The sequence below is a fragment of the Streptomyces sp. NPDC059142 genome (genome assembly GCF_042755665.1).
Taxonomy (GTDB): Bacteria; Actinomycetota; Actinomycetes; order Streptomycetales; family Streptomycetaceae; genus Streptomyces.
The window spans coordinates 1-21660 of the sequence record NZ_JBHZDA010000095.1 but is presented as its reverse complement, the minus strand read 5'-3'; the positions used below and the strand labels follow the sequence as shown (position 1 = coordinate 21660).

The window sequence follows — 21660 nt, the reverse complement described above, 5'->3', positions numbered from 1 at the left end:
CCAGGGTCACCCACCGGACCTCAGCGCGCCAGGAACGCCGAGACCCGCCCGCGCAGCGTGGCCGGGTCCAGCCCCTGCCCCGCGACATGCTCCTCCAGCGAGCCGTAGCGGCGCAGCTCACGGCGGCCGACCCCGAGCCCCAGCACCCGGTGCGGCGTCTCGGCCAGCGCGTCGTTCGCGGCGGCGGTGGAGGTCCCGGCGAGATACGGCTCCACGAGCACCACATCGGCCCGGTCCGTGCCCGCGACGGCCCGGCGCAGCGCCGCGCCGTCGAAGGGCCGTACGGTCGTGGCGTACAGCACCGTCGTGTCCAGCCCTTCCGTCGCCGCCAGGACGTTGTCCAGCAGCGGTCCGACGGCCACCACGACCCCGCTCCGGCCCTCGCGTACGGTGCTGAAGCCTGTGCCTGTCACCGGGCGCGCCCGGTCGTTGCTCTGGAGCGACAGCCGTACGTAGACCCGGTCGTCCCCGGCGGCGGCGCGCCGCAGCAGGGCCTCGGCCTCGTCGGGGTGGCCCGGCACATGGACCGTCCAGCCGTCGAGCGTGTCCAGCAGCGCGACATCGCCCGGCGCCATATGGGTGAAGCCGCCCGCCGGTGAGTCGTACGAGGCCCCGGCGCTCACCAGGACCCCGCCCACGCCCTGGTGGCCGAAGTCCAGCTTGACCTGCTCGAAGGGGCGCTCGACCAGGAAACTGGCGAAGGTGTGCACCAGGGGGCGCAGGCCCGCGAGGGCGAGCCCGCCGCCCACGCCGACCAGGAGCTGTTCCCGGATCCCGACATTGATCACCCGGTCCGGGTGGCGGCGCTCCGCCTCCACGAATCCGGCGGCGCTGATCTCGGCGAGCACCACCGCGACACGCGGATCCTCGTCGAGCAGGCTGGAGGCGGTGGAGACGAAACGGTCGCGCATGGTGTCCATGGAGCTGTACCTCTCTCGGTGCGCGCCCCGGTCCCGACCGGTGCGCGGCTGGCTCTGGGGGCCTGGTCAGGACTTCGGCTCGACGCGGGCCACGACCGCGTGGGGCCGCCCGGCGTGCGGCGCGGTGAAGGCCCTGTACAGCGCCTCGTGGTCGCGGCCGTCCACGGTCACGGCCGACCAGCCGGCCGCCTCGAACCGGGAGGCGACGCCGCCGGGCCAGCCATGGGTCGCGGAGCTGTTGTCGACGACGAGGGTGTGGAGCTGTTCCAGCCCGGCGGGGCCCGCGTAGGCGATCGCCTCGTGGTTGCTGCCCTCGTCCAGCTCGGCGTCGCCGATCAGCACCCAGACGCGCGGCTCCGTGAGCCCCCGCGCCCGCAGCCCGAGCACACTGCCCACGGCGAGCGGCAGCCCGTGCCCCAGGGAGCCGCTGCTGATCTCGATCGCCGGCACCAGGGTCCGGTCGGGGTGGTGGCCGAGCGGCGAGTCGTACGAACCGAAGCCGGGCAGCAGCTCCTCGGCGAGGAACCCCTTGGCGGCGAGGACCGCGTAGTACGCCATCGGCCCGTGCCCCTTGGACAACAGGAACCGGTCCCGCCCGACCGCCTCGACGCTGCCGGGGGTCACCCGCAGCACCCGGTCGTAGAGCACCCAGAGCGCGTCCAGCGTGGAGGTCGCGGCGGGCCCGTGCTTCTCGTCGCCGGTCATCAGGGCCATGAGCCGGTGCAGCTCCTGAAGGGCGGCCCCGGGAGACGAGGACGCCGGGCGGGTGCGTGTCGTGCCTGTGCGTGTCATACGAGCCACGGTGCAACGTCAAGCGCACTTGAGGTCAAGCCGGCCTCCGCCGGGAAAGCGATTCGTGACCACCGGCAGGAGTGCGGTATTGTTCTCATGCGCGTTCGGACCAGGGAAACCCCAGGTCAGACGGGCACCGGGACGTGGCGCAGCTTGGTAGCGCACTTGACTGGGGGTCAAGGGGTCGCAGGTTCAAATCCTGTCGTCCCGACCAGCGTTTTCGCAGGTCGTAGGCGGTATCGGAGAAATCCGGTACCGCTTTTCGGTTTTTCTTGGGGACCGTGGGGACCACGGGGTCCGGCGACCCGGGGCGTATCTCTTCGATGAGGGGGCCTGGCGGGCGGTGAGTCCGGCCGTCCTGGGCAGCGTCCTTGAGCCGTGGCGGCGCCTCTGGACCGCACGCGCCGGCCGCGGAGCACGCCTGGGCATCGCAGTCGAGATCGTCGAGCGGCGCCCCGCGTCGGTCACGGCCGGATGTCGATGCGCCTGCCCGTGGTCCTGGTGGGCGTGATCGACACCCACAGCCGGCGGTCGCCGCCCGCCCACGGTGTGGTGCGGGCGTGCTGGTCCAGTCGCCGTAGTTCGTTGTCGCCGGTGACGGCCCGAGCGGTCCCGACGACGTTGACGCTCCAGCCGCTGCTCATCGCGTCGTCGATGTGGTCGACCTCGAAGGCGACCTCCTGATCCACGGCCTCGGCCGCCGCCGTTCCCGCAGCGGTGCGGTACGCGACCTCGTCGTCGGCGACGATGTAGTTGACGGGGACGACGGCCGGGCCGCCATGTGTGGAGACGGCCACTCTGCCGACTCCGTGGGTCGACAAAAGCTCACCGCACTCCTCGGCGCTGAGAGTCGTCAGCGCCGGGTGGTACGCGGCCTGCCCGGTGCCGGGCGGCAGTTCTGTTCCGCTCCCGGTCAGTGTGTCGACGGTCGTCTCCAGCGCGTCGGCGAGTCTCAGCATGAATCCGATGCCGGGCGTCGCCTGCCGTTCCTCGACGTATGCGACGTAGCCGGGAGCCGATCCGGCGCGTGTGGCCACTTCCTCCCGGCTCAGTCCCAACTGTTCCCGGCGGGCCGCGATACGTCTGCCCAGGTCGCTCCGCGGAGTGTGGACGGTCCGGCCGCGCGGTTCCCCTCGCCTCTGGTCCGGCATGGTGAACGCACATCCTTCGAGTTCGGGAACGAGCCCCCCTGCCCCTTTCACACTGCCCGCCCGGCAGGAGCTGGTGCGAGGGCCGCCCGGTTCCATGGCAAGGGCTGACCGGTCCACACGGGCGCGCAGGGGGGACTGCTCGGCCCTACGCACCGGGTACGACGGCCGCGCACCATGGACGTGCTGACGCCCCGGCCCCGGGCGTGGGGCCGGTCACTGTGCGGAGGAGCCGGTGATGTCATCGAATTCCGGAGAAGGGCCGAAGGGCACGGGCGCCTCGCGGGCTGCCGCGGTGGCCGAGACGCACACCGCGGTCGTGCTGTTCGTCGGGGACCACGCCTACAAGGTGAAGAAACCCGTCGACCTGGGCTTTCTCGATTTCCGTACCCCCCGGGCCCGACGCGCGGCCTGTGAGCGGGAGGTCCAACTCAACCGGCGGTTCGCCCCCGACGTGTACGACGGGGTCGCCGAGCTCAGCCTGCCGTGGGGCGGTCCGCCCGAGCCGGTCGTGGTGATGCGCCGGATGCCCGCCGAGCGCAGGCTCGCGCATCTGGTCGCCGTCGGCGCTCCCGTCGACGACGCGCTGCGGCGCACCGCCCGGCTGCTCGCGGCCTGCCACGCCGATTCGCCACGGACGGCTGTGATCGCCCGCGAGGGAACCCGGGATGCCCTGCTCGCCCGCTGGGAGGCGAGCTTCGAACAGATCCACGCTCTGGAGGATCAGCCTCCGCTGCCGCACATCGGTGAGATCGCGCATCTGGTACGCCGCTACCTGGCGGGCAGGAAGGATGTCTTCGACACCCGGGTCCGTGAGGAGCGGGTGGTGGACGGCCATGGCGACCTGCTGGCCGAGGACATCTTCTGTCTCGACGACGGCCCCCGTGTCCTGGACTGCCTGGAGTTCGACGACAGGCTCCGCCACGTCGACGGACTCGACGACGCCGCCTTCCTCACCATGGACCTGGAACGGCTGGGCGCGCCGGAGGCCGCCGCGTACTTCCTCGCCCGGTACAGCGAGTACTCGGGTGACCATGCTCCGCCGTCCCTACGGCACCACTATGTCGCCTATCGCGCCTTCGTCCGGGCCAAGGTCTCCCTGTTCCGGGAGCGACAGGGCGTCCTCGCCGCGAGGTCGGAGGCGGCACGGTTCGCCGATATCACCGTGCGTCACCTGCGGACCTCCGCGATACGGCTCGTCCTGGTCGGCGGCCTGCCCGCGAGTGGCAAGTCCACGCTGGCCGGCGCGCTCGCCGACCGGCTCGGCCTCACCCTGCTGAGCAGCGACCGGATGCGCAAGGAACTGGCGGGCCTGCCGCCGGAGCGGCCCGCGCCCGCCGAGTACGAGAAGGGCGTGTACACCCCCGCGTGGACGCGGCGTACCTACGGTGAACTGATCGACCGTGCCTCGGTACTGCTGTCCGCCGGGGAATCCGTGGTGCTCGACGCGACCTGGAACACGGCGGAGTGGCGGAGCGCCGCCGCCGGAGCGGCCCGGGACCGCGGTGCCGATCTGGTCTCCCTGCGCTGCGAGGTCCCCCGTGAGGTCGCCGCACACCGGCTCGCGGCCCGCCCGCCGGGCCCGTCCGACGCAGGTCCCGATGTGGGCGAGGCGATGGAAGCGGCGGCGGAACCGTGGCCCGAGGCGGTCACGCTGGACACGAGCGGGACCCTGGAGGCCGCGGTCGGGAGAGCGGTCGCGGCAGTGCGTCCCGACGGCGCCGAGCGGACGACCGTCTTCCGGCGGCCCTACATGGCGCCCGACTGAGCGGCCTGACACCGATCACCTTCCGCAACTGATCACGCGCCGGCTCTTGGGCCCCTCGGCCCCCGAAGCGCCCCTGGTGGCCCTCGCCGCGCCCGCACACGCCTTGGGAGCGTGGGAAGAGCCATGAGCGAGGAGACCGTTTCCCGCTTTCCTCGGCGGGCGTCGGACTTTCCCCGTCGGGCGTCGGACCAGGAGGAGGCAGGCCATGGACAGCGACACCGCCATGGACGGCAGCACCAGCGACAGCGGTACGTCCGGTACACGGGGACTCGGACCGGTGGTGGTCGGCACCGACGGATCCGACCACGCCACCAAGGCGCTGCTCTGGGCCGCGGACGAGGCTGCCTCGCGCAACCGGTCACTGACGGTCGTTCACGCGATCGGGGTCGAACAGGCGCGGCACCTGGCCTTCGACGACGCGCAGACCGTCCTCCGCGAGGCGCGGAAGACGCTCGACGAGGCTGCGGAGCGGGTGGCCCGCGAGCACGCGGACGTCCCGGTCTCGACGGTGCTGAGCCGGGAAGAGGCGGCGGAGAGCCTGATGGAGGCGGCGGGGGAGGACGGCACCGTCGTCGTCGGTTCCCGGGGGATGGGCGGGTTCACCGCCCTCCTCGTGGGTTCGGTCGGGCTTCGTACGGCCGCACGCGCGAAGGGCCCCGTGGTCGTCGTGCATCGTGTCGAGGAGGGTGCGGGCGGGGGCGTGGCGGTCGCGGTCAGGGACGACGGCGACCGGGACGCCCTGATGTACGCCGCACGGACCGCGCGGCTGCGCGATGTGCCACTCCGGGTGGTCAGCGTCTGGTTGTTCCTCCAGAACATGGGGTCCATGGCGACGATGGTCGACGATCTCAGCGGCCTCGCCGAGTCCCAGCGCGAGGCCACGTCACACATGGTCGAACCGGTCCGGAAGGAGTTCCCGGACCTCACGGTGAGCGTGGAGAGCGTCCGGGCCACCTCCGTGGCCGGTGCTCTGGTGGAAGCGTCCGCCGACGTCGGTCTGCTGGTGATGGGCGCCCGCAGGCCCGCGCACCGTATCGGCTCGCCGCTGGGGCGGGTCACACACGCGGTCCTGCACCATGCGCCGTGTCCGGTCGCCGTGATTCCGCGCGGCTGACGCGGCTTAGGGGAGGTGGGCTACCAACCCCCGCCTCGCCGGCACCCGAGCCCGAGCCGAAGAGCCAGCCAAGGCCGTCTGATGGCATTGCCGTCTGAGGGCATTCACGGGTGGCGGGGCGCCGACGAGCCCGTTGTCACTGCCCGAAGGCACCGTTCCGCTCCAAGCCGTCCATGAACTGCTCGCGCACCCTCAGCTCACGCCCTCTGCCGGGGCTCGTGAGAACGACGGTCTTCGCCTCCGCCAGCGACGTGGGGCCCGCCCCCAGCAGTTCACGCGTGATCACCACCGCATCGAGTACCTCGACCCGGCGCTCACTCAGCAGTCGCTGCACGGCCGCCATCCCGCCTTCCCCTGTCAGCAGTGGCCGGCACTCGTCGACGAGCACTTCAAGGCGGGCCGTCCTCTCCGGGGTCAGCCCACTGATCGCCATCGCGCTGCTCCTTCCCTCGCAGATCCGAAACTCCTCCCTCGATCATCCCGGACGTCGGGCACGAGGCCGACGAGCACGAGGTCGACGTCACCACAAGGACGGGACGTCACCACAAGGACGGGTCGGCCGGCCCGGTCAACTGCACGATGTCGTCGGACGCGACGTCGTGCAGACGGACGGCAAGGTCCTCCAAGGCGCGGCTCGCGGCCAGTTCGTCGCCGATCTCGGGGATGGAGCGGTCGAGGGGATTCCGGCGTGCCACCCCCCGGCCCACCACGTGGGAGGTGTCCGTGTGCGCGGAGTCCTGCGTCATCAGGACCGCGCGCGCCCGTGTCTCGTCACCGTCCTCGGTGAGATAGATCTGCGCACTCCACTGCTTGGCCTTCATGGTCGCTCCCTTCGTTGGCCCGGCCGTCGCGCCCGGGGCGGGTCAGTGTCCTTCCGGTACGACCGCGACGGGGCACGCCGCGTGGTGCAGCAACGCGTGGTCGACCCGGCCGAGCTGCAACCCGACAGCCGCTCTCCGCCGTTGTGCGCCGACGACCAGCAGATCCGCGCTCGCGGACTCCTCGACGAGCGCCTGGTGCGCCGCGCCCTGGAGGAGCTTGCGCCGTACGGTGACCTCCGGGACATCACGCGCGGTGACACTCATGACGTGGTCCAGGTACTCGTCGGCCTGCTGCCGGTAGGCGCGCCTCTGCTCCCCGTCGGGCAGCGGGTACGGCATGTTCTCGTACGAGGAACTTCGCCAGGCGCGTACCGCGGTCAGTTCACACCCTCTCTCCCGGGCCTGCTGAAGGGCGAACCGTGCCACGGTGGTGGATCCGGCGGTCTCTCCGATGCCGAGGACGACCCGGCCGTAGGCGGACGTCCGGTTCGGTTCGGCGCCGCGGGCCACCACCACCGGGCAGGACGCGCGGGCGGCGACGGCCAGGCTCACCGATCCCAGGAGCATGCCCGCGATCGGGCCGTGCCCGCGTGGTCCGAGGACGACGAGCGCCGCCTCGGTGCCTTCTTCGAGCAGTGCCGTCACCGGGTCCTCCGGCCGCACGTCGGTGGAGACCTTCACATCGGGAGCCTGCCGGTGCACGCGTTCCTCGGACGCCGCGACGAGATCCTCCGCGAAGACCTGCTCGGAGGGCCGCCCCGCCGAAAGTCTCGGTGGGTTCCCCTCGTAGTGCTCCCACAGAGAGGCGTGCACCAGTCTCAGGCGCCGACCCGAGCGCTCGGCCTCGGCCGCGGCCCAGTCGACCGCATGAAGGCTGCCCTCCGAGCCGTCCACTCCCGCTACCACGGGAAGCTCCATCCCTCCCACCGTCTTTCCTCTCGGGGACGTGCGATGGCCGGCGGTCAGTCCTCGACCTCCAGTACGTGCGGTACGGGACGGCGGGGCGTCCTCGGCCCCGTCGGCCCGTAACCCAACCTGATCACCATCTGGACGTGCCCTCTGCCCGAGTCGGGGTCGCGCAAGATCCAGCGCAGTTCCGGCCATTCGAGTGCCTGGGTCGCGAAAGAAGTGCTCAGGCCGTGGAGCGTGGCGATGAGCAGGACCCGCTCCAGGGCCTGCCCCGCGCGCAGCCAGTCGGCCGGGCTGTCCCGTGCGGTGCGCACCAGGGCGAGCTGGGGACGGTCCTCGAAGTCGGCCAGGCCCCGTCCGCGAGCCGGGGTGCGGCCGGCGAAGTCCCGGACCGGAGCCGATCCGCCCCGTTTGATCGGCCCGAAGGCGTACTCCGGTACGCCGTCCACGGGCGCTCGCGTCATGGTGTCCCGTGTCCACCGCTCCGTCTCCGCTTCCCGGCGGGCGTCCATGTGACCGTATCCCTCGGCGTCCTGGATCAGATCGAGCACGGTCCGGAGATGGGAACCCGCCGGGAAGGTCAGCTCCGCGCCCTCAAGGCGTGAGGCTTCGGTGAGCGCGTGCCGGACCTCCGTCGGTACGCGCCGATCGGCGAAGGGGTACCGGCTCGTGTGACGGTCATGGATCGCCGGGTGGAGCACGGTGATCCCGTCCGTGGGACCGTCGGCGTCGTCGAGCCGTACGGTCGCCAGCAGACTGGGGTCCGAGGGATCGGGAAGCAGCCGGGTGACCGGCCGCAGCCGTGCGTGGGCGGCGGCCACCCGCAGGTTGAACAGGGCCGCGCCGCAGCCGATGTGCAGCCCGCGCGTGGTGGGGTCGGCGTGCGGCATGGCACGGGTCGGATCCGCGTAGAGGCTGAAGGTCCGGTTGCCACGGGCGTAGTGGAAGCGCCAGGGCTGCGCGTTGTGCATGGACGGTGCGGCGGTCGCGTCACGGACGATCTCGGCCACGGCCACCTTGCCCGGTGTGTGTACGGACACCAAATCCTCCTGGTCCTGTCGTGTTCCTCGCTCCCAGCCTCCGCCGGGGCGAGCGGCTCGCGGCAGGGGCCGGTAGGCCCCCACCCGTGCCTGATGGCCCCATTCGGACCAGGGCCCCGGGGCTTCCCGGTGTACGGAAGGGGCCGGGTGGCACCTGCCGCGGACCGGCGACGACGACCCACCCTTGACCACGACCCACCGTGGAGGAGGGCCGCGGCTCGGCGGTCGCGGCGATACGAAGGAGCCCGGACATGGATCACCGCAGGATCAGTGAACTCATGACCCGTGACGTCGTCAGCGTGCGGATCGACACACCGTTCAAGGAAATCGCCCGGACGCTCATGGAGCACAACGTGAGCGCCGTGCCGGTGCTCGACGCGGTGGGCCGCCCGGCCGGCGTCGTGTCGGAAGCGGATCTGCTGCGCAAGGCGGCCGACCGGTCCGACCTGTCGGGCAGAACGCCGCTGCCACACCTTGAGGCGTGGGAACAGGCCAGAGCCGAGGGCCGCGATGCCGGAGAGATCATGTCCGCCCCGGCGCTGTGCGCGCATCCGGAGTGGACTGTCGTCGAGGCGGCACGGCTCATGGACGTGCAGAACATCAAACGGCTGCCCGTCGTCGACGAGGCGGACAGGCTGCTCGGCATCGTCAGCCGCGCCGACCTGCTCCGGGTCTTCCTGCGGCGGGACGCGGCGATCCGCGAGGAGATCACCCGCGACGTACTGGGCGCGACGCTGGGCCTCGCGCCGTCGGACGTCACCGTCGAGGTCGGCGAGGGGCAGGTCTTCCTGCGCGGCACGGTCGACGACAGCGGGATGATTCCCGTACTCGTACGGCTCTGCACCAGTGTGGACGGGGTCGTCTCGGTCTCCGAGCGGCTCAGGTACCGGGCGGAGCGGACGGGGCCGGTCCGTGCGGGACACGGAGCCACGGCATGAACACGGATGAGGCAGCCCCAGCGGGCGAGGCCGGTTTCCCCGGCCTGCCGGTGTACGAGGCCCCGTCGCCGAGGAACCGGTGGACGCGCCGCTCGACGCCGCGACGGAGTCACAGTCCCTGAGCCGACGTGCGAGCACACCTGCGACATGCATGCGCAATTCCGTATCCAGCGACGGTCCTTGGTATCCATCTCATGAACCGTCGCCGCGTCGAACTCGTACGCGCGCACCGGACCGCCGCCTCAGCCCCCGGACGCCAGTGAGGGGGAGGCACCAGCCAGGACGCTGTCCAGCCGGAACCGAGCAAGCCGGTCGGTCGTGGGGTCCGAGGGCGGCCACCTACCCGCCCGCGTCACCGTCCACGTTCGAACGCCACTTTCTGTAGCCGGCCACGGCGGTCGGCAGGGTGGGGAAGATGAGGCCGTCGCCCACGGACTCGGACAGCCCGTAGGCGTCGAGTTGGTCGCGCAGGTCCTGCTTGACCCGTGCCATGGCGAACACGATTCCCCGCTCGGCCATCTCGTGCCGGAGTTCCTCCACGGAGTCCAGTGCGGTGATGTCGACCTCCACATTCGCCTCGGTGTTGAGGACGAACCAGAACACGGGCTGGGTCTGCTCGTCCAGAGCGGCCAGGGCGCGATGCCGGAAGTTCTCGGCGTTGGCGAAGAAGAGAGGCGAGTCGTAACGGTAGATGAGCAGTCCGGGGACGGTACGGGCCTTCGGGTAGTCGTCGACGTCGTGCATACCGGCGACTCCGGGGACGAGCCCTTCGACGGCGTCGTGGGGGCGGGCGACGCGGCTCAGGAGTTCGGCCACGGACAGCCCCACGGCAACGAGTACGCCGTAGAGGATGCCGAGGGCCAGCACGCCGAGCAGGCACCCGGCCGCCAGAAGGAACTCCCGGCGCCGGAAGGCCGCCAGTCGGCGGAATCCCGCGAGGTCGATCAGCCGCACGGCCGCGTAGACGACGAGAGCCCCCAGCACGGGGACCGGGATGTGGCCGAGGACGGGGCCGAGGAACAGCAGCACGCCGAGGACGGCCGTGCAGGCCACCAGCGAGTACATCTGGCTGTGCGCGCCCGTCGACGCCGCGAGAGCCGTTCGGCTGGCGCTGCTGCTGACCGGGAAGCCGTGAAGAAGGCTCGCTCCGGCGTTCACCGTGCCCAGGGAGAACAATTCCTGGTTGGGATCGAGCCGTCCGCGCTCGTCGCGTTCGGCGAACGCGCGTCCCGTCAGGATGACATCGCTGTAGCCGACGAGCAGAACACCCAGCGCGGGCACCAGCAGACGGGGAATCTCGCTCAGGTCGGGCAGCGCCGGTTGGGGCAGCCCGGACGGGACTGTTCCGACGACCGCGATGCCGTGGTCCTCCCAGCCGAACAGCGCGACGAGGCCGGTGCCGAGCACCACGGCGAGCAGTGGCCGGGGAACCGCCGCCCCTGCGTGGGGTGCGACGAAGAGGAAGGCGAGGAGACCGGCGCTGAAGGCCACGGTCGCCGCCTGCGCACCGGAGAGGCCGCGCAGAAAGGAGAACAGTTGCGGGAAGAAGTCGGTGCCTGTTGTCGGGACACCGGTGAGCTTGGGCAATTGGTCCACGGTCATGAGGACGGCGATGCCCGCCAGATAGCCGACCAGGATCGGGCGGGACAGCATATCGGCGATGAACCCGAGCCTGGCGGCCCACGCCGCCAGACACAACAGCGCGATCGTCACAGCGAGCGCGGAGGCCAGCGCTCCGTAGCGTCCGGGATCGCCCGCCGCCAACGGGCCGACCACCGCCGCGGTCATCAGCGCGGTCGTCGACTCCGGGCCCACCGAGAGAAGCCTGGACGAGCCGAGCAGCGGGTAGAGCGCCAGCGCGGGCAGGACCGCCCACAGACCTGTGACCGGCGGTACCCCCGCGACACTCGCGTAGGCCATGACCTGGGGCACCAGATACGCCGCGACCGTGACGCCCGCCAACAGGTCACCCGGCAGCCAGGAGCGCCGGTAACCGGCGAGCATCGCGACCCCCGGGATCCGGGGCCGCAGCCGGAGCAGGAGCCGATCGCGCCTCCCACTGCCGTCGGGGGTGTGCCGGGGCACGGGTCTCCTTTCACCACGCCGCCTTCGGCCCTCGCTACGGCGGGTACCCGGGACGACAGCGACCGACCGGCCTCAGAAGGCGCCGCTCTTCCTGTGGGGATTGGCCGGACCCGCTCCCGGTCCGTGGCAGCCCGACCGTTCCGTGCCTCGGCGCTCACGCCGCCGGAGAGTGCGCGCGCCCGGCCCGGAGGGCGAGTGCTCTCATTGTGGCGCCCCCGCTTCTCGGCATCCTGGTGGTTTGGACCATCTGGACCCGTCGGGGGATCACCCGGCCTCCTCGGGGGAGCTGCCGGCCGTCCTGGACATCCGTGGAAGGCGGGGACTTCACCCTCGGCACGGGACCGGGCGCTCCGGTGGCAGCCGCGCTCCCGAGGCTGATCCACCGCGTGACACGCACCGTCCGCGACGCCCCGCTCCTGCCGCGGGACGGCACGACAACTCCCGGGACCGCCGCACCCGCGCCGCCGAGACCGGCCGACGGCGCGCGGGCCGGGGCCGGGTGCGCCTGGGAATGCGCGGCGGGGACGTGGCGCCGACACTGGGACTGGCGGGCCGAGGCGGCGCACGGTCCCGCCCGGCCATATCCCCGCACCCGACCGGGTCGCACGATGTCGCGGTGGTGTGAGCAGTGCGGAGAGAGGAGCGACCATGCGGGTAGGAGTGCTGACCGGCGGAGGAGACTGCCCCGGCCTCAACGCGGTGATCCGCAGCGTCGTCCGCAAGGGCGTCCAGGAGTACGGCTTCGATTTCGTCGGCCTGCGTGACGGCTGGCTCGGTGCGCTCCGGAACGACGTCGTGCCGCTGGACATCGCCGGCGTGCGGGGGATCCTTCCCCTCGGAGGGACCATCCTCGGATCGTCACGCACCAACCCGTTCCAGCACGAGAACGGGATGGGCCGCATCCAGGACACCCTCGCCGCACACGGCATCGACGCCCTCGTCGTGATCGGCGGCGAGGACACGCTCGGAGTGGCGGCCGAACTGAGCCGTCAGGGGATCCGGCTGGTCGGCGTGCCGAAGACGATCGACAACGACGTTCCCGGCACCGACTACACCTTCGGTTTCGACACGGCGGTCGGCATCGCCACCGAGGCCATCGACCGCCTCCACACCACCGCGGAGTCGCACAGGCGCACCCTGGTCGTGGAGGTGATGGGGCGGCACTCCGGGTGGATCGCGCTGCACGCGGGTGTCGCGGGTGGCGCCAACGTGATCCTCATCCCGGAGCGGCCGTTCGACATCGATCAGGTCTGTGCCTGGGTGAAGAGCCGGTTCAAGTTCAACTACGCACCGATCGTCGTCGCGGCGGAGGGAGCCGTGCCCCAGGAGGGCCAGATGATCCTGAAGGACCGTTCGTTGGACGAGTACGGCCACGTGAGACTGTCCGGCGTGGGCGAGTGGCTGGCTCAGGAGATCTCGCGACGCACCGGCACGGACGCCCGTACGACGGTACTCGGCTACATCCAGCGCGGAGGAACCCCGAGCGCCTTCGACCGGTGGCTGGCCACGCGCTTCGGTCTGCACGCCGTCGACGCGGTCAAGGACGGCGACTTCGGCACGATGACGGCCTTGCGCGGCACCGACATCATCCGTGTTCCCCTCCCCGGCGCCGGGACGGGGACCAGGGTGGTGGATCAGGCGCTGTACGAGGAGTTCGGGGTCTTCTTCGGCTGACCCCTCGGTCGCGGGCCGGCGCGGTCAGGACCGTCCACCGGGAGACCGCGGTACGCGTCCTGCTCTGGTGCCGTCGCGCCACCGGTGTCCGCCGAGGGCCGAACGGCCCGCACCTCGGCACCGGACAGCCCCAGCGGACCGCCCGCTCAGAGGCGGAGGGTGGAAGTCCGACCTCTCCTGAGCGGATGAAGGACCACGAGATGAGATTGCGCAGGGCCGGTGACGTGATGACCGCGGACGCCGTCCGCGCGGGACCGGCCACCCCCGTCGCGGACCTCGTCCGGTCGCTCGTGGAGCGCCGTATCGGCGGGGTGCCGGTCGTGGACGACGACGACAGAGTCGTCGGAGTCGTGTCGCGTTCCGATCTCGCGCGGCACCGGGACAGCGCGGGAGGCGCGCGACGGCCCGCCGGAGGCTCGCTCCCGGTCCGGCCGGGCGCCGCGGATCCCACGGTCGGGGAGCTGATGTCGGTTCCCGCGGTCACGGTCCACGCGGTCGACTCCGTCGCGCTGGCCGGTCGCACCATGGCCGTACGCGACATCGGCCGACTGCCGGTGGTGGACGAGGAGGCCCGGCTCGTCGGCATCATCACCCGGCGTGATCTGCTGCGGGTGTTCGTCCGCCCCGACTCCGACCTCCGCGACGAGATACTCGACGAGATCGTGGTCCGTGCCCTGTGGCTCGATCCCGCCCCGCTCACGGTATCGGTCGTCGACGGGGTGGTCACCCTGCGTGGCTCCCTGCGCGGCCGCGCGGACGTATCCGTCACGGTGGGGATGGTGGCCCGTGTCGACGGAGTGGTCGCCGTGGTGAACGAGCTGACCTGCCGATGCGCACACGCCGGCGAATGAGGTGCGACGACGATGACCGGTACCAGGAACCTGTTCGACGGGCTCTCCGGTGACCGGCGCGAGCGGCTGCGGGAAGTCGTCACGGAGGTGACGTTCCCCGGCGGTACGCGCATCTTCGACGAGGGCCGGCGTGCCGACCGGTTCTGGGTGGTCCGCAGCGGCCAGGTCGCGCTCGACCTGCACGTTCCCGGCAGGCAGGCGGCCGTCGTCGAGACGCTCGGCCCCGGTGAGCTGCTCGGCTGGTCCTGGCTGATCGCTCCCTACGTGTGGCATCTGGGCGCGCAGGCCGTCCGTACCGTCCACGCGGAGGAGTTCGACGCGACGCTCGTACGGGCTCTGTGCGAGGCGGACCCGGTGTTCGGCCGCGCGATGTACCGGACCGTGGCCGAGGTGGTGGCGGACCGGCTGCGGGGCAGCCGTACCCGGCTCCTCGACCTGTACGGACCACAGGGCAGCGGCACCGTGCCCGGGTGACCCTTTCCGGGGCGGGTCACCCGGGGCCCGTTCGGCCCTGGCCGGACCGGCGGACCGGGCCCACGATGGAGGGGACACGGAGACAACGCGCGGTGAGCGCGTCGGAGGAGTGAGCATGAGCGAGGTACGGCGGTTCTCACCCCGGAGCCCGATCAGGGTCTTCCTGCTCGACGACCATGAGGTCGTCCGGCGCGGCCTGCGGGACCTGCTGGAGGCGGAGCCGGATCTCGATGTGGTGGGGGACGCGGCCACGGTCGACCACGCGCTTGCCCGGGGGCCCGCGCTCCGGCCCGACGTGGCCGTTCTCGACGTACGGCTGCCGGACGGCGACGGGATCACGGTCTGCCGGGAGCTGCGTTCGCGGATGCCGGAGCTCGCCTGTCTGATGCTCACGTCGTTCGACGACGACGACGCGCTGCTGGACGCGATCATGGCCGGGGCGGCCGGCTACGTGCTGAAGGACATCAAGGGCGCGGACCTCGTCGCGGCCGTACGGACCGTCGCCTCCGGCCAGTCCATGCTCGACCCGGCGACCACGACGCGGCTGATGAGCAGTCTGCGCGGCGAGGAGGACGCCCCCGGTGCCGGGACGGACGGACTGTCGCAACTCTCGCCGCGGGAGCGGGAGATCCTCGTCCTGATCGGAGAAGGGCTGACCAACCAGGAGATCGGCAAGCGTCTGTACCTCTCGCAGAAGACCGTCAAGAACCACATCTCGCGCCTGCTGGCCAAGCTGGGCGTCGCGCGCCGCATCCAGGCCGCGGTGCTCGCCACCCAGTCCGCCGCGCGCCCCGTCACCGGCGAGCACGGGCACCGCTGATCCGTGCCCCGGACCGACCCGTGCCCCGGACCGACCCGTGCTCCGGACCGACCCTTGCCCCGGACGACGGCCCGGATCAGGAGGCCGGATCAGTAGGCCGGCTCAGGTGTGGACGAGCGGCACCGTCCACACCAGCCGGGTGCCACCTCGGCGGCGTACCCCGACGGTCAGCCCGCCGCCGAGGCCCTCCGCCCGCCGAGCGAGATTGTCGAGCCCGCTGCGACGGCCGTCCGGCGCGATGCCGGTGCCGTTGTCGGAGACGGTCAGGGTCAGCAGCCCGTCACGGACCACGAGGGACACCTCGGCGGCGTCGGCGTGCGCGTGGCGCCCGATGTTGCTCAGCGCCTCGCGCAGGACAGCCACGACATGGTCACCGGTCGCCACCGGCACATCGGTGTCGATCAGCCCCTCCATGCGCACCGCGGGGGTGAAGCCGAGAGCGCGCACGGCCTCCTCCACCACGGTGGTGGTCCGCGCCCGCAGCCCGGGGGCACGCTCCGTCTCACGGGACCGCAGTCCGAAGATCGTCGAGCGGATGATTTTGATCGTCTCGTCGAGATCGTCCACGGCGCGCAGCAGCCGTTCACGCGCCTGGGGGTGATCCACGAACCGGAGGGCGCTCTGCAGGGTCATGCCGGTCGCGAACAGTCTTTGGATGGCCAGATCGTGCAGGTCACGGGCGATCCGGTCGCGGTCTTCCAGCAGAGCGATCTGTTCGGCGTCATGGCGTCGCCCGGCCAGTTCCATGGCGAGCGCCGCCTGCCCGGCGAAGGCCAGCAGCGGGGCCGTCCCGGCCTCGGTGAAGGGCTCCCGTGCCGCACTGCGCGCCAGGAGCAGAACGCCTCGCACCGTGTCTCCGACGGCCAGGGGCACGGCTACGGCGAACCGCAGACCGCGCCATCGAGGAGGGCCTGCGGTGATGCGCGGATCGTGTTGCACATCCATGCTGATGAGCGGCCTGCCGGCCTGGAACGAGGCGCCGACGAGGGAACCCTCGCACGGGAGGACCAGCCCGTCGTGGATGTCCGCGTCCACTCCGGTGGCGTACGCCACCCGCAGCCCCCCGCCTCCGTCGGCCGGGAGCGCCAGCGCACCCATGTCGGCGGTGAGGATCCGCCGTGCGTGGCCGACGATCAGACGCAGCACCCGGTCGCCGTCCTGCCCCGACAACAGGGCGGCGACGATCTCCGCGTTCGCCTCCAGCCAGCGCTGCCGGTCGCGTGACATCTCGTACAGCCGCGCGTTCTCGATGGCCTCTCCCGCGGCCATCGCCAGCGTCAGGAGAACGGTCTCGTCCTCGCCGTCGAACGCCTTTGCGCCCCGCTTCCCCGTGAGGTAGAGGTTGCCGAACACCCTGTCGCCCACCTTGATCGGCACCCCGAGGAACGAGTGCATCGGCGGGTGGTTCGGCGGGAAGCCGTAGGAGGCCGGGTGCTCGGACAGCTCCGGCAGGCGCAGGGGCTCGGGGTGGCGGATCAGCTCGCCGAGGATTCCGTGGCCGGAGGGGAGAGGGCCGATCGCCCGCACCTGCTCCTCGCTCATGCCGGTGGTGAGGAACTGCGAGAGGCGGGTGTCCTCGCCGATGACGCCCAGGGCCCCGTACTCGGCGTCGACGAGCACCGTCGCCGCTTCGACGATGTGCCGCAGCACTTGGGGGAGTTCCAGCTCCCGGCCGACCGAGAGAACGGCTTCGAGGAGGCTTCGCATCGACTCCCCGGTCCCACGCTCCACGGCGGCCAGATGGGCCCGCAACTCCCGGGGCAGCACCTCCAACCGGGGCGGCGCGCCGTCCGCGCGCTCGACGCCGTCCTCGGTCACCGTGTCCTCCGTCGAGCTGTGCCGAACGGAGCGGAGTGCTCCACGTGTCCACGGTAACGGTCCACGGCGGTCGGGCATCCCGGCACCCGGCCGACCGCGGACGGCCGGACGGATCCGCTCAGCCGGCGGATCGCTCCAGGACCACCTTCAGTGCCCCCTCGGCGGCGGCTCGCGAGAACACCCCGTAGGCCTCTTCCATCGCGTCAAGGCCGAAGCGGTGGGTGACCAGCGCCGACGTGGGCAGCCGGCCCGCCGCCGCCATCCGGAGAAGCATCGGGGTCGAGTGGGTGTCGACCAGCCCGGTCGTGATCGTCACATCCTTGATCCACAACTCCTCCAGGTGGAGCACGGCCGGCTTGCCGTGCACCCCGACATTGGCGACATGACCGCCCGGACGTACCACCCGGGTGCACAGCTCGAAGCTCTCCGGCACGCCCACGGCCTCGATGGCCGTGTCCGCCCCGTACCCGTCGGTCAGATCCGCGACCAGCCGCGCGGGATCCTCCGCCGAACTCACGACCGCGTCCGCCCCGAGCCCGCGTGCCGCCGCGAGCCGGGACGGGTCAGGGTCGACGGCGATGATCCGGCCGGGACCGAACAGTCCGGATGTGGCGATCGCGGCCAGCCCGACGGGGCCCGCGCCCACCACGACCACGGTGTCGCCGGGGCGGACACGCCCGTTCAGGACCCCCACCTCGTAGGCGGTGGGGAAGATGTCCGCGAGCAGCACCGCGTCGTCGTCGCCGAGGGAGGGCGGCAGCGGGTGGACGGAGTGATCGGCGAAGGGGACGCGCACGTATTCGGCCTGCGTCCCGTCGATCAGATGCCCCAGCACCCATCCTCCGCCGCCCAGGCACTGGCCGTACCGGGACTCCCGGCAGTAGCGGCAGCGCCCGCACGCGCAGATGCAGGAGACCAGGACCCGGTCCCCGGGCCGTACGGACCGCACCGCGCCGCCCACTTCCACGATCTCGCCGACCGCTTCGTGGCCGAGGACGGTTCCCGGCGCGACCTCCGGAACGTCGCCTTTGAGGATGTGGAGGTCGGTGCCGCAGATCGTGACGGCGTCGACCCGCACGATCGCGTCCGCCGCGTCCTTGACACCGGGATCCGGGACCTCGTCCCAGGACGACCGTCCCGGACCGTGGAAGACCAGTGCCTTCATGACGTCACCTCCCGGACAGCCCGGACGGCCATGCCGCCCGGCGTTCGGTCTTCCCGCTCATGTCGGCCTCCTTCCGATTCCCCCACCGGCGCTGTTCCCCCCTCTCATGTTCTGGGCCGTGCTCACGCCCGGTGAGTGCCGATCGGTCCTCGGTGCGTGGGCCGGTCGGCACTCACCGGTCGGAGGAGCGGCCCCGTGGGCCGGCGCCGCACCACGCACGAGGCGCAACGAACACCCCCCGACACCCGGGCCGTGTGGTCACGCGGATGGGACGGCTGGGCCCATACCCGGAAGGGGAATTCCTCGCGAACATGAAGACACACGGACCTACCGAGTTCTGGAGGCCGGGCCATGACGTCGTGGCATCCCCTGAATCAGGGCAGGCTCCCTACCGGCCGGGTTCACGGGCCGAGACGACGTAACCCGCTGTCGCGGCCGTGCGACCGGCTGCGGTTCTGGATCGACCTTCTTCTCCTGGTGGTGCTGGTCGTAGGTACACCAGCCGCCGGGCTGGCCACCGGGGATATCGCGTACCACAGTCACGTGGCAGCGACCCGTAATGCCGGGCAGCACCAGGTCACCGCACGCCTCACGGCGAGTGCGCCGCGCAGTCCGCCACCGGGTACCGGGCCGGGAAGCCCGGTGGGGAACGTGCCGGTCCGCTGGACCGACCACGGGGGGACGCACGCGGGGACCGTCCTCGTTGCCCAGGGACAAAAGAAGGGAACGCAAGTTCGGATATGGGTCGACCGGGAGGAGAAGGTGACCTCGCCTCCGGAAAGTCGAGGAACGGCCCCTCTCTCCGGAATGGGCGCGGGCATCATGGCGGCCGGCGCGACAGCCACCTTCGTGAGCGTCGCGAGGCTGCGGTTCCACCGGTCGCTCGATCGTCGGAACTACGTCCGATGGCAGAAGGAATGGTCCATGATCGAGCCCGTCTGGTCCCACCGTGGCGACACATGAGGTGCGTTCGGGGAAGATCCGCCCCCGAGCCGTCGTCCCCCGGCACCCATGTTGGGGGCGAAGCTCCCACGCGGCCGCCCGGACGGTCCGCTCGCGCCCCGGCGGTCCGACGGCGAGCGTCCTTCCGGCCGCCCGTCGTGTGCGGCGCCTCCACCGGTGTTCATGTCGACCGGTGTTCATGTCGACAGGAGAGGCTGAGCGATGACTGACATCCAAGGCTTGTTGGGCGACGAGGCCGAGGAGTTGCTGACCCATACGGCCCGGGGGATTCCCAAGGAGGACCTGGTACTGCCCGGTCGTGACTTCGTCGACCGGGTCGTGGCCGGGACCGACCGTTCGCCCCGGGTGCTGCGCAACCTGGAGTCGCTCTTCGACCACGGGCGGCTGGCCGGCTCCGGGTACCTGTCGATTCTGCCGGTCGACCAGGGCATTGAGCACTCCGCGGCTTCGGCATTCGCCGCGAACCCGCGCTATCTCGACCCCAGGAACATCGTCGAGCTGGCCCTCGAAGGCGGTTGCAATGCTGTCGCCAGCACACTCGGCGTGCTCGGGGCCGTGTCGCGGAGATTCGCGCACAAGATCCCCTTCATCGTGAAGCTCAACCACAACGAGCTGCTCACCTATCCGAACCACTACGACCAGATCATGTTCGGCAAGGTCGAGCAGTGCTTCGACCTGGGCGCCGCAGGCGTCGGTGCCACGGTCTACTTCGGATCGGAGCAGTCCGACCGTCAGTTGCAGGAGGCCAGCGAGGTCTTCGCCCGAGCCCACGAACTGGGCATGTTCACGGTGCTCTGGTGCTATCTGCGCAACCCCGCGTTCAGCAGGGACGGCGTGGACTACTCGGTCTCGGCCGACCTCACCGGTCAGGCCAACCACCTCGGGGTGACGATCGAGGCCGACATCGTCAAGCAGAAGCAGGCACAGAACAACGGCGGCTATCGGGCGCTGGATTTCGGCAGGACCGATCCTCGCCTGTACGCCACCCTCACCACCGGCCATCCGATCGATCTCACCCGCTGGCAGGTGGCCAACTGCTACATGGGCCGAGTCGGTCTGATCAACAGCGGGGGCGCCTCGGCCGGCGAGAGCGACCTGACCCAGGCCGTGCGGACCGCGGTGATCAACAAGCGGGCGGGTGGCACCGGTCTCATCACCGGCCGTAAATCCTTCCAGCGTCCCACCGATGAGGGCGTCGCACTCCTGCACGCGGTCCAGAACGTCTACCTCGACGACAGCGTCTCCGTCGCCTGACACGGGCGCCCACCGCCACCGGTCGCCCGGACGGGCGTCCGCGGTCATCGGTCACCGCCCGTGCAAAGGGCCGCCCGGTGCCCACGTGCGGGCCGTTCGGCCCCCCGTCGGAGACCTGTCGGCGCATGGGCGGAGACGGCCCGTACCGGAGAGAGTGGAGGGGACCACCCTCAGGGAAAACGGTCCGCGTGACTTCGGAGGAAGCGATGCCCGAGACGAGCACGGTCCCCGTACTCGCGGTACGCGTCACACCCGTACGCCGGACCGGGCAGGACGCCCGCCTCACCCACCACGCCCGGCTCCGCGCCCACGGCACCGGCCGCCGCGAGGCCACCGACCGGACCTGGCGGCCCCTGCCGGTGAACACCGGGACGGGGGCACCATGACCAGCTCGGCAGCCTCCGCGGCAGGGCGCCTGGCGCCGTGCCTGCGTTCCGTACGGGCCGTGGTCCTCGACACCGACGGTGTGATCACCGAATCCGCCGGAGCGCACGCCGCGGCGTGGAAGGGCGCCTTCGACGCCTGCCTGGCTCCCGACATCGACCGTGCCGCCGTGCACGGTCACCACCGCGTGGACGTCCGCACCGTCCACGTCCTGCCCCCCCCGGATCGGTCACCCCACCCGACCTACGGAGCATTACCCCACCCGGGCCGCACCGACCACTGCGGCGAGGAGCAGAGCCACGGCCTCGCTCGGTTACCGGGCCTCCCTCGCCGTGCACCAGGCCGTCGCACCCGTACGGGTCGTCGCCCCGGCGATCGCCACGGCGGTGGAGCGCCGGCGCACCGCGCGGCGGGCCGTCCGTACCCGCGGGTTGACCCTCCCCTTGCGTCAGGTCCCAGGCTGGGCAATGACGAAAGGGAAGACGGATGAGTTACTCCGGGGGAGAGGTCTCGGCATTCGCCGGGGTGACGGTGCGCACGCTGCACCACTCGGCCTCGTCTTCCTCGCCCTCGCGCTCAACGGCGCTGTCCTCCTGCTCATGGATGTCGTTCTCGGCCGGACTGTTGCTCTGATCGTCACGGGCCTGTGGTTCGTCCTGCCCAGGGGACTGCGCCCCGCCCCATGACCCGCTGGCCTGACACCACCCGGCCCGGCGCCGGGC

Annotated in this window: 19 protein-coding genes, 1 tRNA gene and 1 pseudogene; 11 read left to right on the top strand and 10 right to left on the bottom strand. The window is 71.5% G+C overall.

Annotated elements, in window-relative coordinates; all coding sequences use genetic code 11:
- Nucleotides 1–20: 20 nt before the first annotated feature.
- Entirely contained in the window at nucleotides 21–920 is a 900-nt protein-coding gene (locus tag ACFXPK_RS26895; RefSeq protein ID WP_385079414.1) for a transketolase family protein, read from the bottom strand.
- Nucleotides 921–986: 66 nt separating this feature from the next.
- The gene (locus ACFXPK_RS26890; protein ID WP_384995092.1) at nucleotides 987–1634 is read right to left on the bottom strand and encodes a transketolase; all 648 of its coding nucleotides are present in this window, start codon (nucleotides 1632–1634) and stop codon (nucleotides 987–989) included.
- Between the two features lie 215 nt (nucleotides 1635–1849).
- On the opposite strand from ACFXPK_RS26890, the gene ACFXPK_RS26885 reads away from it, so the two are divergent.
- Nucleotides 1850–1926: transfer RNA gene (locus ACFXPK_RS26885), tRNA-Pro, on the top strand.
- 250 nt (nucleotides 1927–2176) lie between these two features.
- Here the strand turns inward: ACFXPK_RS26885 and ACFXPK_RS26880 are convergent.
- Complete coding sequence (locus ACFXPK_RS26880) at nucleotides 2177–2863, bottom strand: helix-turn-helix domain-containing protein (protein ID WP_385079411.1); 687 nt, start codon at nucleotides 2861–2863, stop codon at nucleotides 2177–2179.
- Between the two features lie 235 nt (nucleotides 2864–3098).
- Here ACFXPK_RS26880 and ACFXPK_RS26875 point away from each other — a divergent pair, with 235 nt between their 5' ends.
- Nucleotides 3099–4628 carry an AAA family ATPase gene (locus ACFXPK_RS26875; RefSeq protein ID WP_385079408.1) on the top strand — a complete coding sequence of 510 codons (1530 nt, stop codon included), beginning with the start codon at nucleotides 3099–3101 and terminating at the stop codon, nucleotides 4626–4628.
- A 205-nt stretch (nucleotides 4629–4833) separates the two neighbouring features.
- On the top strand, nucleotides 4834–5742 hold the full coding sequence (locus ACFXPK_RS26870; RefSeq protein WP_385079405.1) for a universal stress protein: 909 nt from the start codon (nucleotides 4834–4836) through the stop codon (nucleotides 5740–5742).
- Between the two features lie 136 nt (nucleotides 5743–5878).
- Here the strand turns inward: ACFXPK_RS26870 and ACFXPK_RS26865 are convergent, their stop codons facing one another.
- From ACFXPK_RS26865 to ACFXPK_RS26850, 4 genes are all read right to left on the bottom strand, one after another.
- The gene (locus ACFXPK_RS26865; RefSeq protein WP_385079402.1) at nucleotides 5879–6175 is read right to left on the bottom strand and encodes a hypothetical protein; all 297 of its coding nucleotides are present in this window, start codon (nucleotides 6173–6175) and stop codon (nucleotides 5879–5881) included.
- Nucleotides 6176–6281: 106 nt separating this feature from the next.
- Nucleotides 6282–6563, bottom strand: a complete 282-nt coding sequence (locus tag ACFXPK_RS26860) for a DUF1876 domain-containing protein (protein ID WP_385079399.1) — start codon at nucleotides 6561–6563, stop codon at nucleotides 6282–6284.
- A 42-nt stretch (nucleotides 6564–6605) separates the two neighbouring features.
- Nucleotides 6606–7481 carry a universal stress protein gene (locus tag ACFXPK_RS26855; RefSeq protein WP_385079396.1) on the bottom strand — a complete coding sequence of 292 codons (876 nt, stop codon included), beginning with the start codon at nucleotides 7479–7481 and terminating at the stop codon, nucleotides 6606–6608.
- A 44-nt stretch (nucleotides 7482–7525) separates the two neighbouring features.
- On the bottom strand, nucleotides 7526–8512 hold the full coding sequence (locus tag ACFXPK_RS26850; RefSeq protein WP_385079393.1) for an Acg family FMN-binding oxidoreductase: 987 nt from the start codon (nucleotides 8510–8512) through the stop codon (nucleotides 7526–7528).
- A 251-nt stretch (nucleotides 8513–8763) separates the two neighbouring features.
- Between ACFXPK_RS26850 and ACFXPK_RS26845 the strand changes: the two genes are divergently transcribed.
- Nucleotides 8764–9450, top strand: coding sequence for a CBS domain-containing protein (locus tag ACFXPK_RS26845; RefSeq protein WP_385079391.1), 687 nt, complete (start codon nucleotides 8764–8766; stop codon nucleotides 9448–9450).
- 339 nt (nucleotides 9451–9789) lie between these two features.
- On the opposite strand, the gene ACFXPK_RS26840 is transcribed toward ACFXPK_RS26845, so the two are convergent.
- A complete protein-coding gene (locus ACFXPK_RS26840; protein ID WP_385079426.1) occupies nucleotides 9790–11454 on the bottom strand; it encodes a SulP family inorganic anion transporter in 1665 nt (554 codons plus the stop codon).
- A gap of 729 nt (nucleotides 11455–12183) precedes the next feature.
- Here ACFXPK_RS26840 and ACFXPK_RS26835 point away from each other — a divergent pair.
- From ACFXPK_RS26835 to ACFXPK_RS26820, 4 genes are all read left to right on the top strand, one after another.
- Complete coding sequence (locus ACFXPK_RS26835) at nucleotides 12184–13209, top strand: 6-phosphofructokinase (protein ID WP_385079388.1); 1026 nt, start codon at nucleotides 12184–12186, stop codon at nucleotides 13207–13209.
- Nucleotides 13210–13409: 200 nt separating this feature from the next.
- The gene (locus tag ACFXPK_RS26830) at nucleotides 13410–14060 is read left to right on the top strand and encodes a CBS domain-containing protein (RefSeq protein ID WP_385079385.1); all 651 of its coding nucleotides are present in this window, start codon (nucleotides 13410–13412) and stop codon (nucleotides 14058–14060) included.
- Nucleotides 14061–14072: 12 nt separating this feature from the next.
- Nucleotides 14073–14534, top strand: coding sequence for a Crp/Fnr family transcriptional regulator (locus tag ACFXPK_RS26825; RefSeq protein WP_385079383.1), 462 nt, complete (start codon nucleotides 14073–14075; stop codon nucleotides 14532–14534).
- Nucleotides 14535–14649: 115 nt separating this feature from the next.
- Nucleotides 14650–15354, top strand: a complete 705-nt coding sequence (locus ACFXPK_RS26820; RefSeq protein WP_384995042.1) for a response regulator — start codon at nucleotides 14650–14652, stop codon at nucleotides 15352–15354.
- A 102-nt stretch (nucleotides 15355–15456) separates the two neighbouring features.
- Here the strand turns inward: ACFXPK_RS26820 and ACFXPK_RS26815 are convergent, their stop codons facing one another.
- Both ACFXPK_RS26815 and ACFXPK_RS26810 read right to left on the bottom strand, forming a co-directional pair.
- Nucleotides 15457–17172, bottom strand: coding sequence for a GAF domain-containing protein (locus ACFXPK_RS26815; RefSeq protein WP_384995040.1), 1716 nt, complete (start codon nucleotides 17170–17172; stop codon nucleotides 15457–15459).
- Nucleotides 17173–17290: 118 nt separating this feature from the next.
- A complete protein-coding gene (locus tag ACFXPK_RS26810) occupies nucleotides 17291–18337 on the bottom strand; it encodes an alcohol dehydrogenase catalytic domain-containing protein (RefSeq protein ID WP_385079379.1) in 1047 nt (348 codons plus the stop codon).
- A 1164-nt stretch (nucleotides 18338–19501) separates the two neighbouring features.
- Here ACFXPK_RS26810 and ACFXPK_RS26805 point away from each other — a divergent pair.
- From ACFXPK_RS26805 to ACFXPK_RS26795, 3 genes and pseudogenes are all read left to right on the top strand, one after another.
- On the top strand, nucleotides 19502–20554 hold the full coding sequence (locus ACFXPK_RS26805) for a class I fructose-bisphosphate aldolase (protein ID WP_385079376.1): 1053 nt from the start codon (nucleotides 19502–19504) through the stop codon (nucleotides 20552–20554).
- 188 nt (nucleotides 20555–20742) lie between these two features.
- Entirely contained in the window at nucleotides 20743–20940 is a 198-nt protein-coding gene (locus ACFXPK_RS26800; protein ID WP_385079374.1) for a hypothetical protein, read from the top strand.
- Nucleotides 20941–21424: 484 nt separating this feature from the next.
- Nucleotides 21425–21511 (top strand): annotated as a pseudogene (locus ACFXPK_RS26795) (MerR family transcriptional regulator); the annotation flags it as partial.
- Between the last annotated feature and the right edge of the window lie 149 nt (nucleotides 21512–21660).

What these genes read in the sequence shown, in the direction of transcription:
- ACFXPK_RS26895 (WP_385079414.1), bottom strand. Translation starts at nt 920, where the DNA reads ATGGACACCATGCGCGACCGTTTCGTCTCCACCGCCTCCAGCCTGCTC.
- ACFXPK_RS26890 (WP_384995092.1), bottom strand. Translation starts at nt 1,634, where the DNA reads ATGGCCCTGATGACCGGCGACGAGAAGCACGGGCCCGCCGCGACCTCC.
- ACFXPK_RS26880 (WP_385079411.1), bottom strand. Translation starts at nt 2,863, where the DNA reads ATGCCGGACCAGAGGCGAGGGGAACCGCGCGGCCGGACCGTCCACACT.
- ACFXPK_RS26875 (WP_385079408.1), top strand. Translation starts at nt 3,099, where the DNA reads ATGTCATCGAATTCCGGAGAAGGGCCGAAGGGCACGGGCGCCTCGCGG.
- ACFXPK_RS26870 (WP_385079405.1), top strand. Translation starts at nt 4,834, where the DNA reads ATGGACAGCGACACCGCCATGGACGGCAGCACCAGCGACAGCGGTACG.
- ACFXPK_RS26865 (WP_385079402.1), bottom strand. Translation starts at nt 6,175, where the DNA reads ATGGCGATCAGTGGGCTGACCCCGGAGAGGACGGCCCGCCTTGAAGTG.
- ACFXPK_RS26860 (WP_385079399.1), bottom strand. Translation starts at nt 6,563, where the DNA reads ATGAAGGCCAAGCAGTGGAGTGCGCAGATCTATCTCACCGAGGACGGT.
- ACFXPK_RS26855 (WP_385079396.1), bottom strand. Translation starts at nt 7,481, where the DNA reads ATGGAGCTTCCCGTGGTAGCGGGAGTGGACGGCTCGGAGGGCAGCCTT.
- ACFXPK_RS26845 (WP_385079391.1), top strand. Translation starts at nt 8,764, where the DNA reads ATGGATCACCGCAGGATCAGTGAACTCATGACCCGTGACGTCGTCAGC.
- ACFXPK_RS26840 (WP_385079426.1), bottom strand. Translation starts at nt 11,454, where the DNA reads ATGCTCGCCGGTTACCGGCGCTCCTGGCTGCCGGGTGACCTGTTGGCG.
- ACFXPK_RS26835 (WP_385079388.1), top strand. Translation starts at nt 12,184, where the DNA reads ATGCGGGTAGGAGTGCTGACCGGCGGAGGAGACTGCCCCGGCCTCAAC.
- ACFXPK_RS26830 (WP_385079385.1), top strand. Translation starts at nt 13,410, where the DNA reads ATGAGATTGCGCAGGGCCGGTGACGTGATGACCGCGGACGCCGTCCGC.
- ACFXPK_RS26825 (WP_385079383.1), top strand. Translation starts at nt 14,073, where the DNA reads ATGACCGGTACCAGGAACCTGTTCGACGGGCTCTCCGGTGACCGGCGC.
- ACFXPK_RS26820 (WP_384995042.1), top strand. Translation starts at nt 14,650, where the DNA reads ATGAGCGAGGTACGGCGGTTCTCACCCCGGAGCCCGATCAGGGTCTTC.
- ACFXPK_RS26810 (WP_385079379.1), bottom strand. Translation starts at nt 18,337, where the DNA reads ATGAAGGCACTGGTCTTCCACGGTCCGGGACGGTCGTCCTGGGACGAG.
- ACFXPK_RS26805 (WP_385079376.1), top strand. Translation starts at nt 19,502, where the DNA reads ATGACTGACATCCAAGGCTTGTTGGGCGACGAGGCCGAGGAGTTGCTG.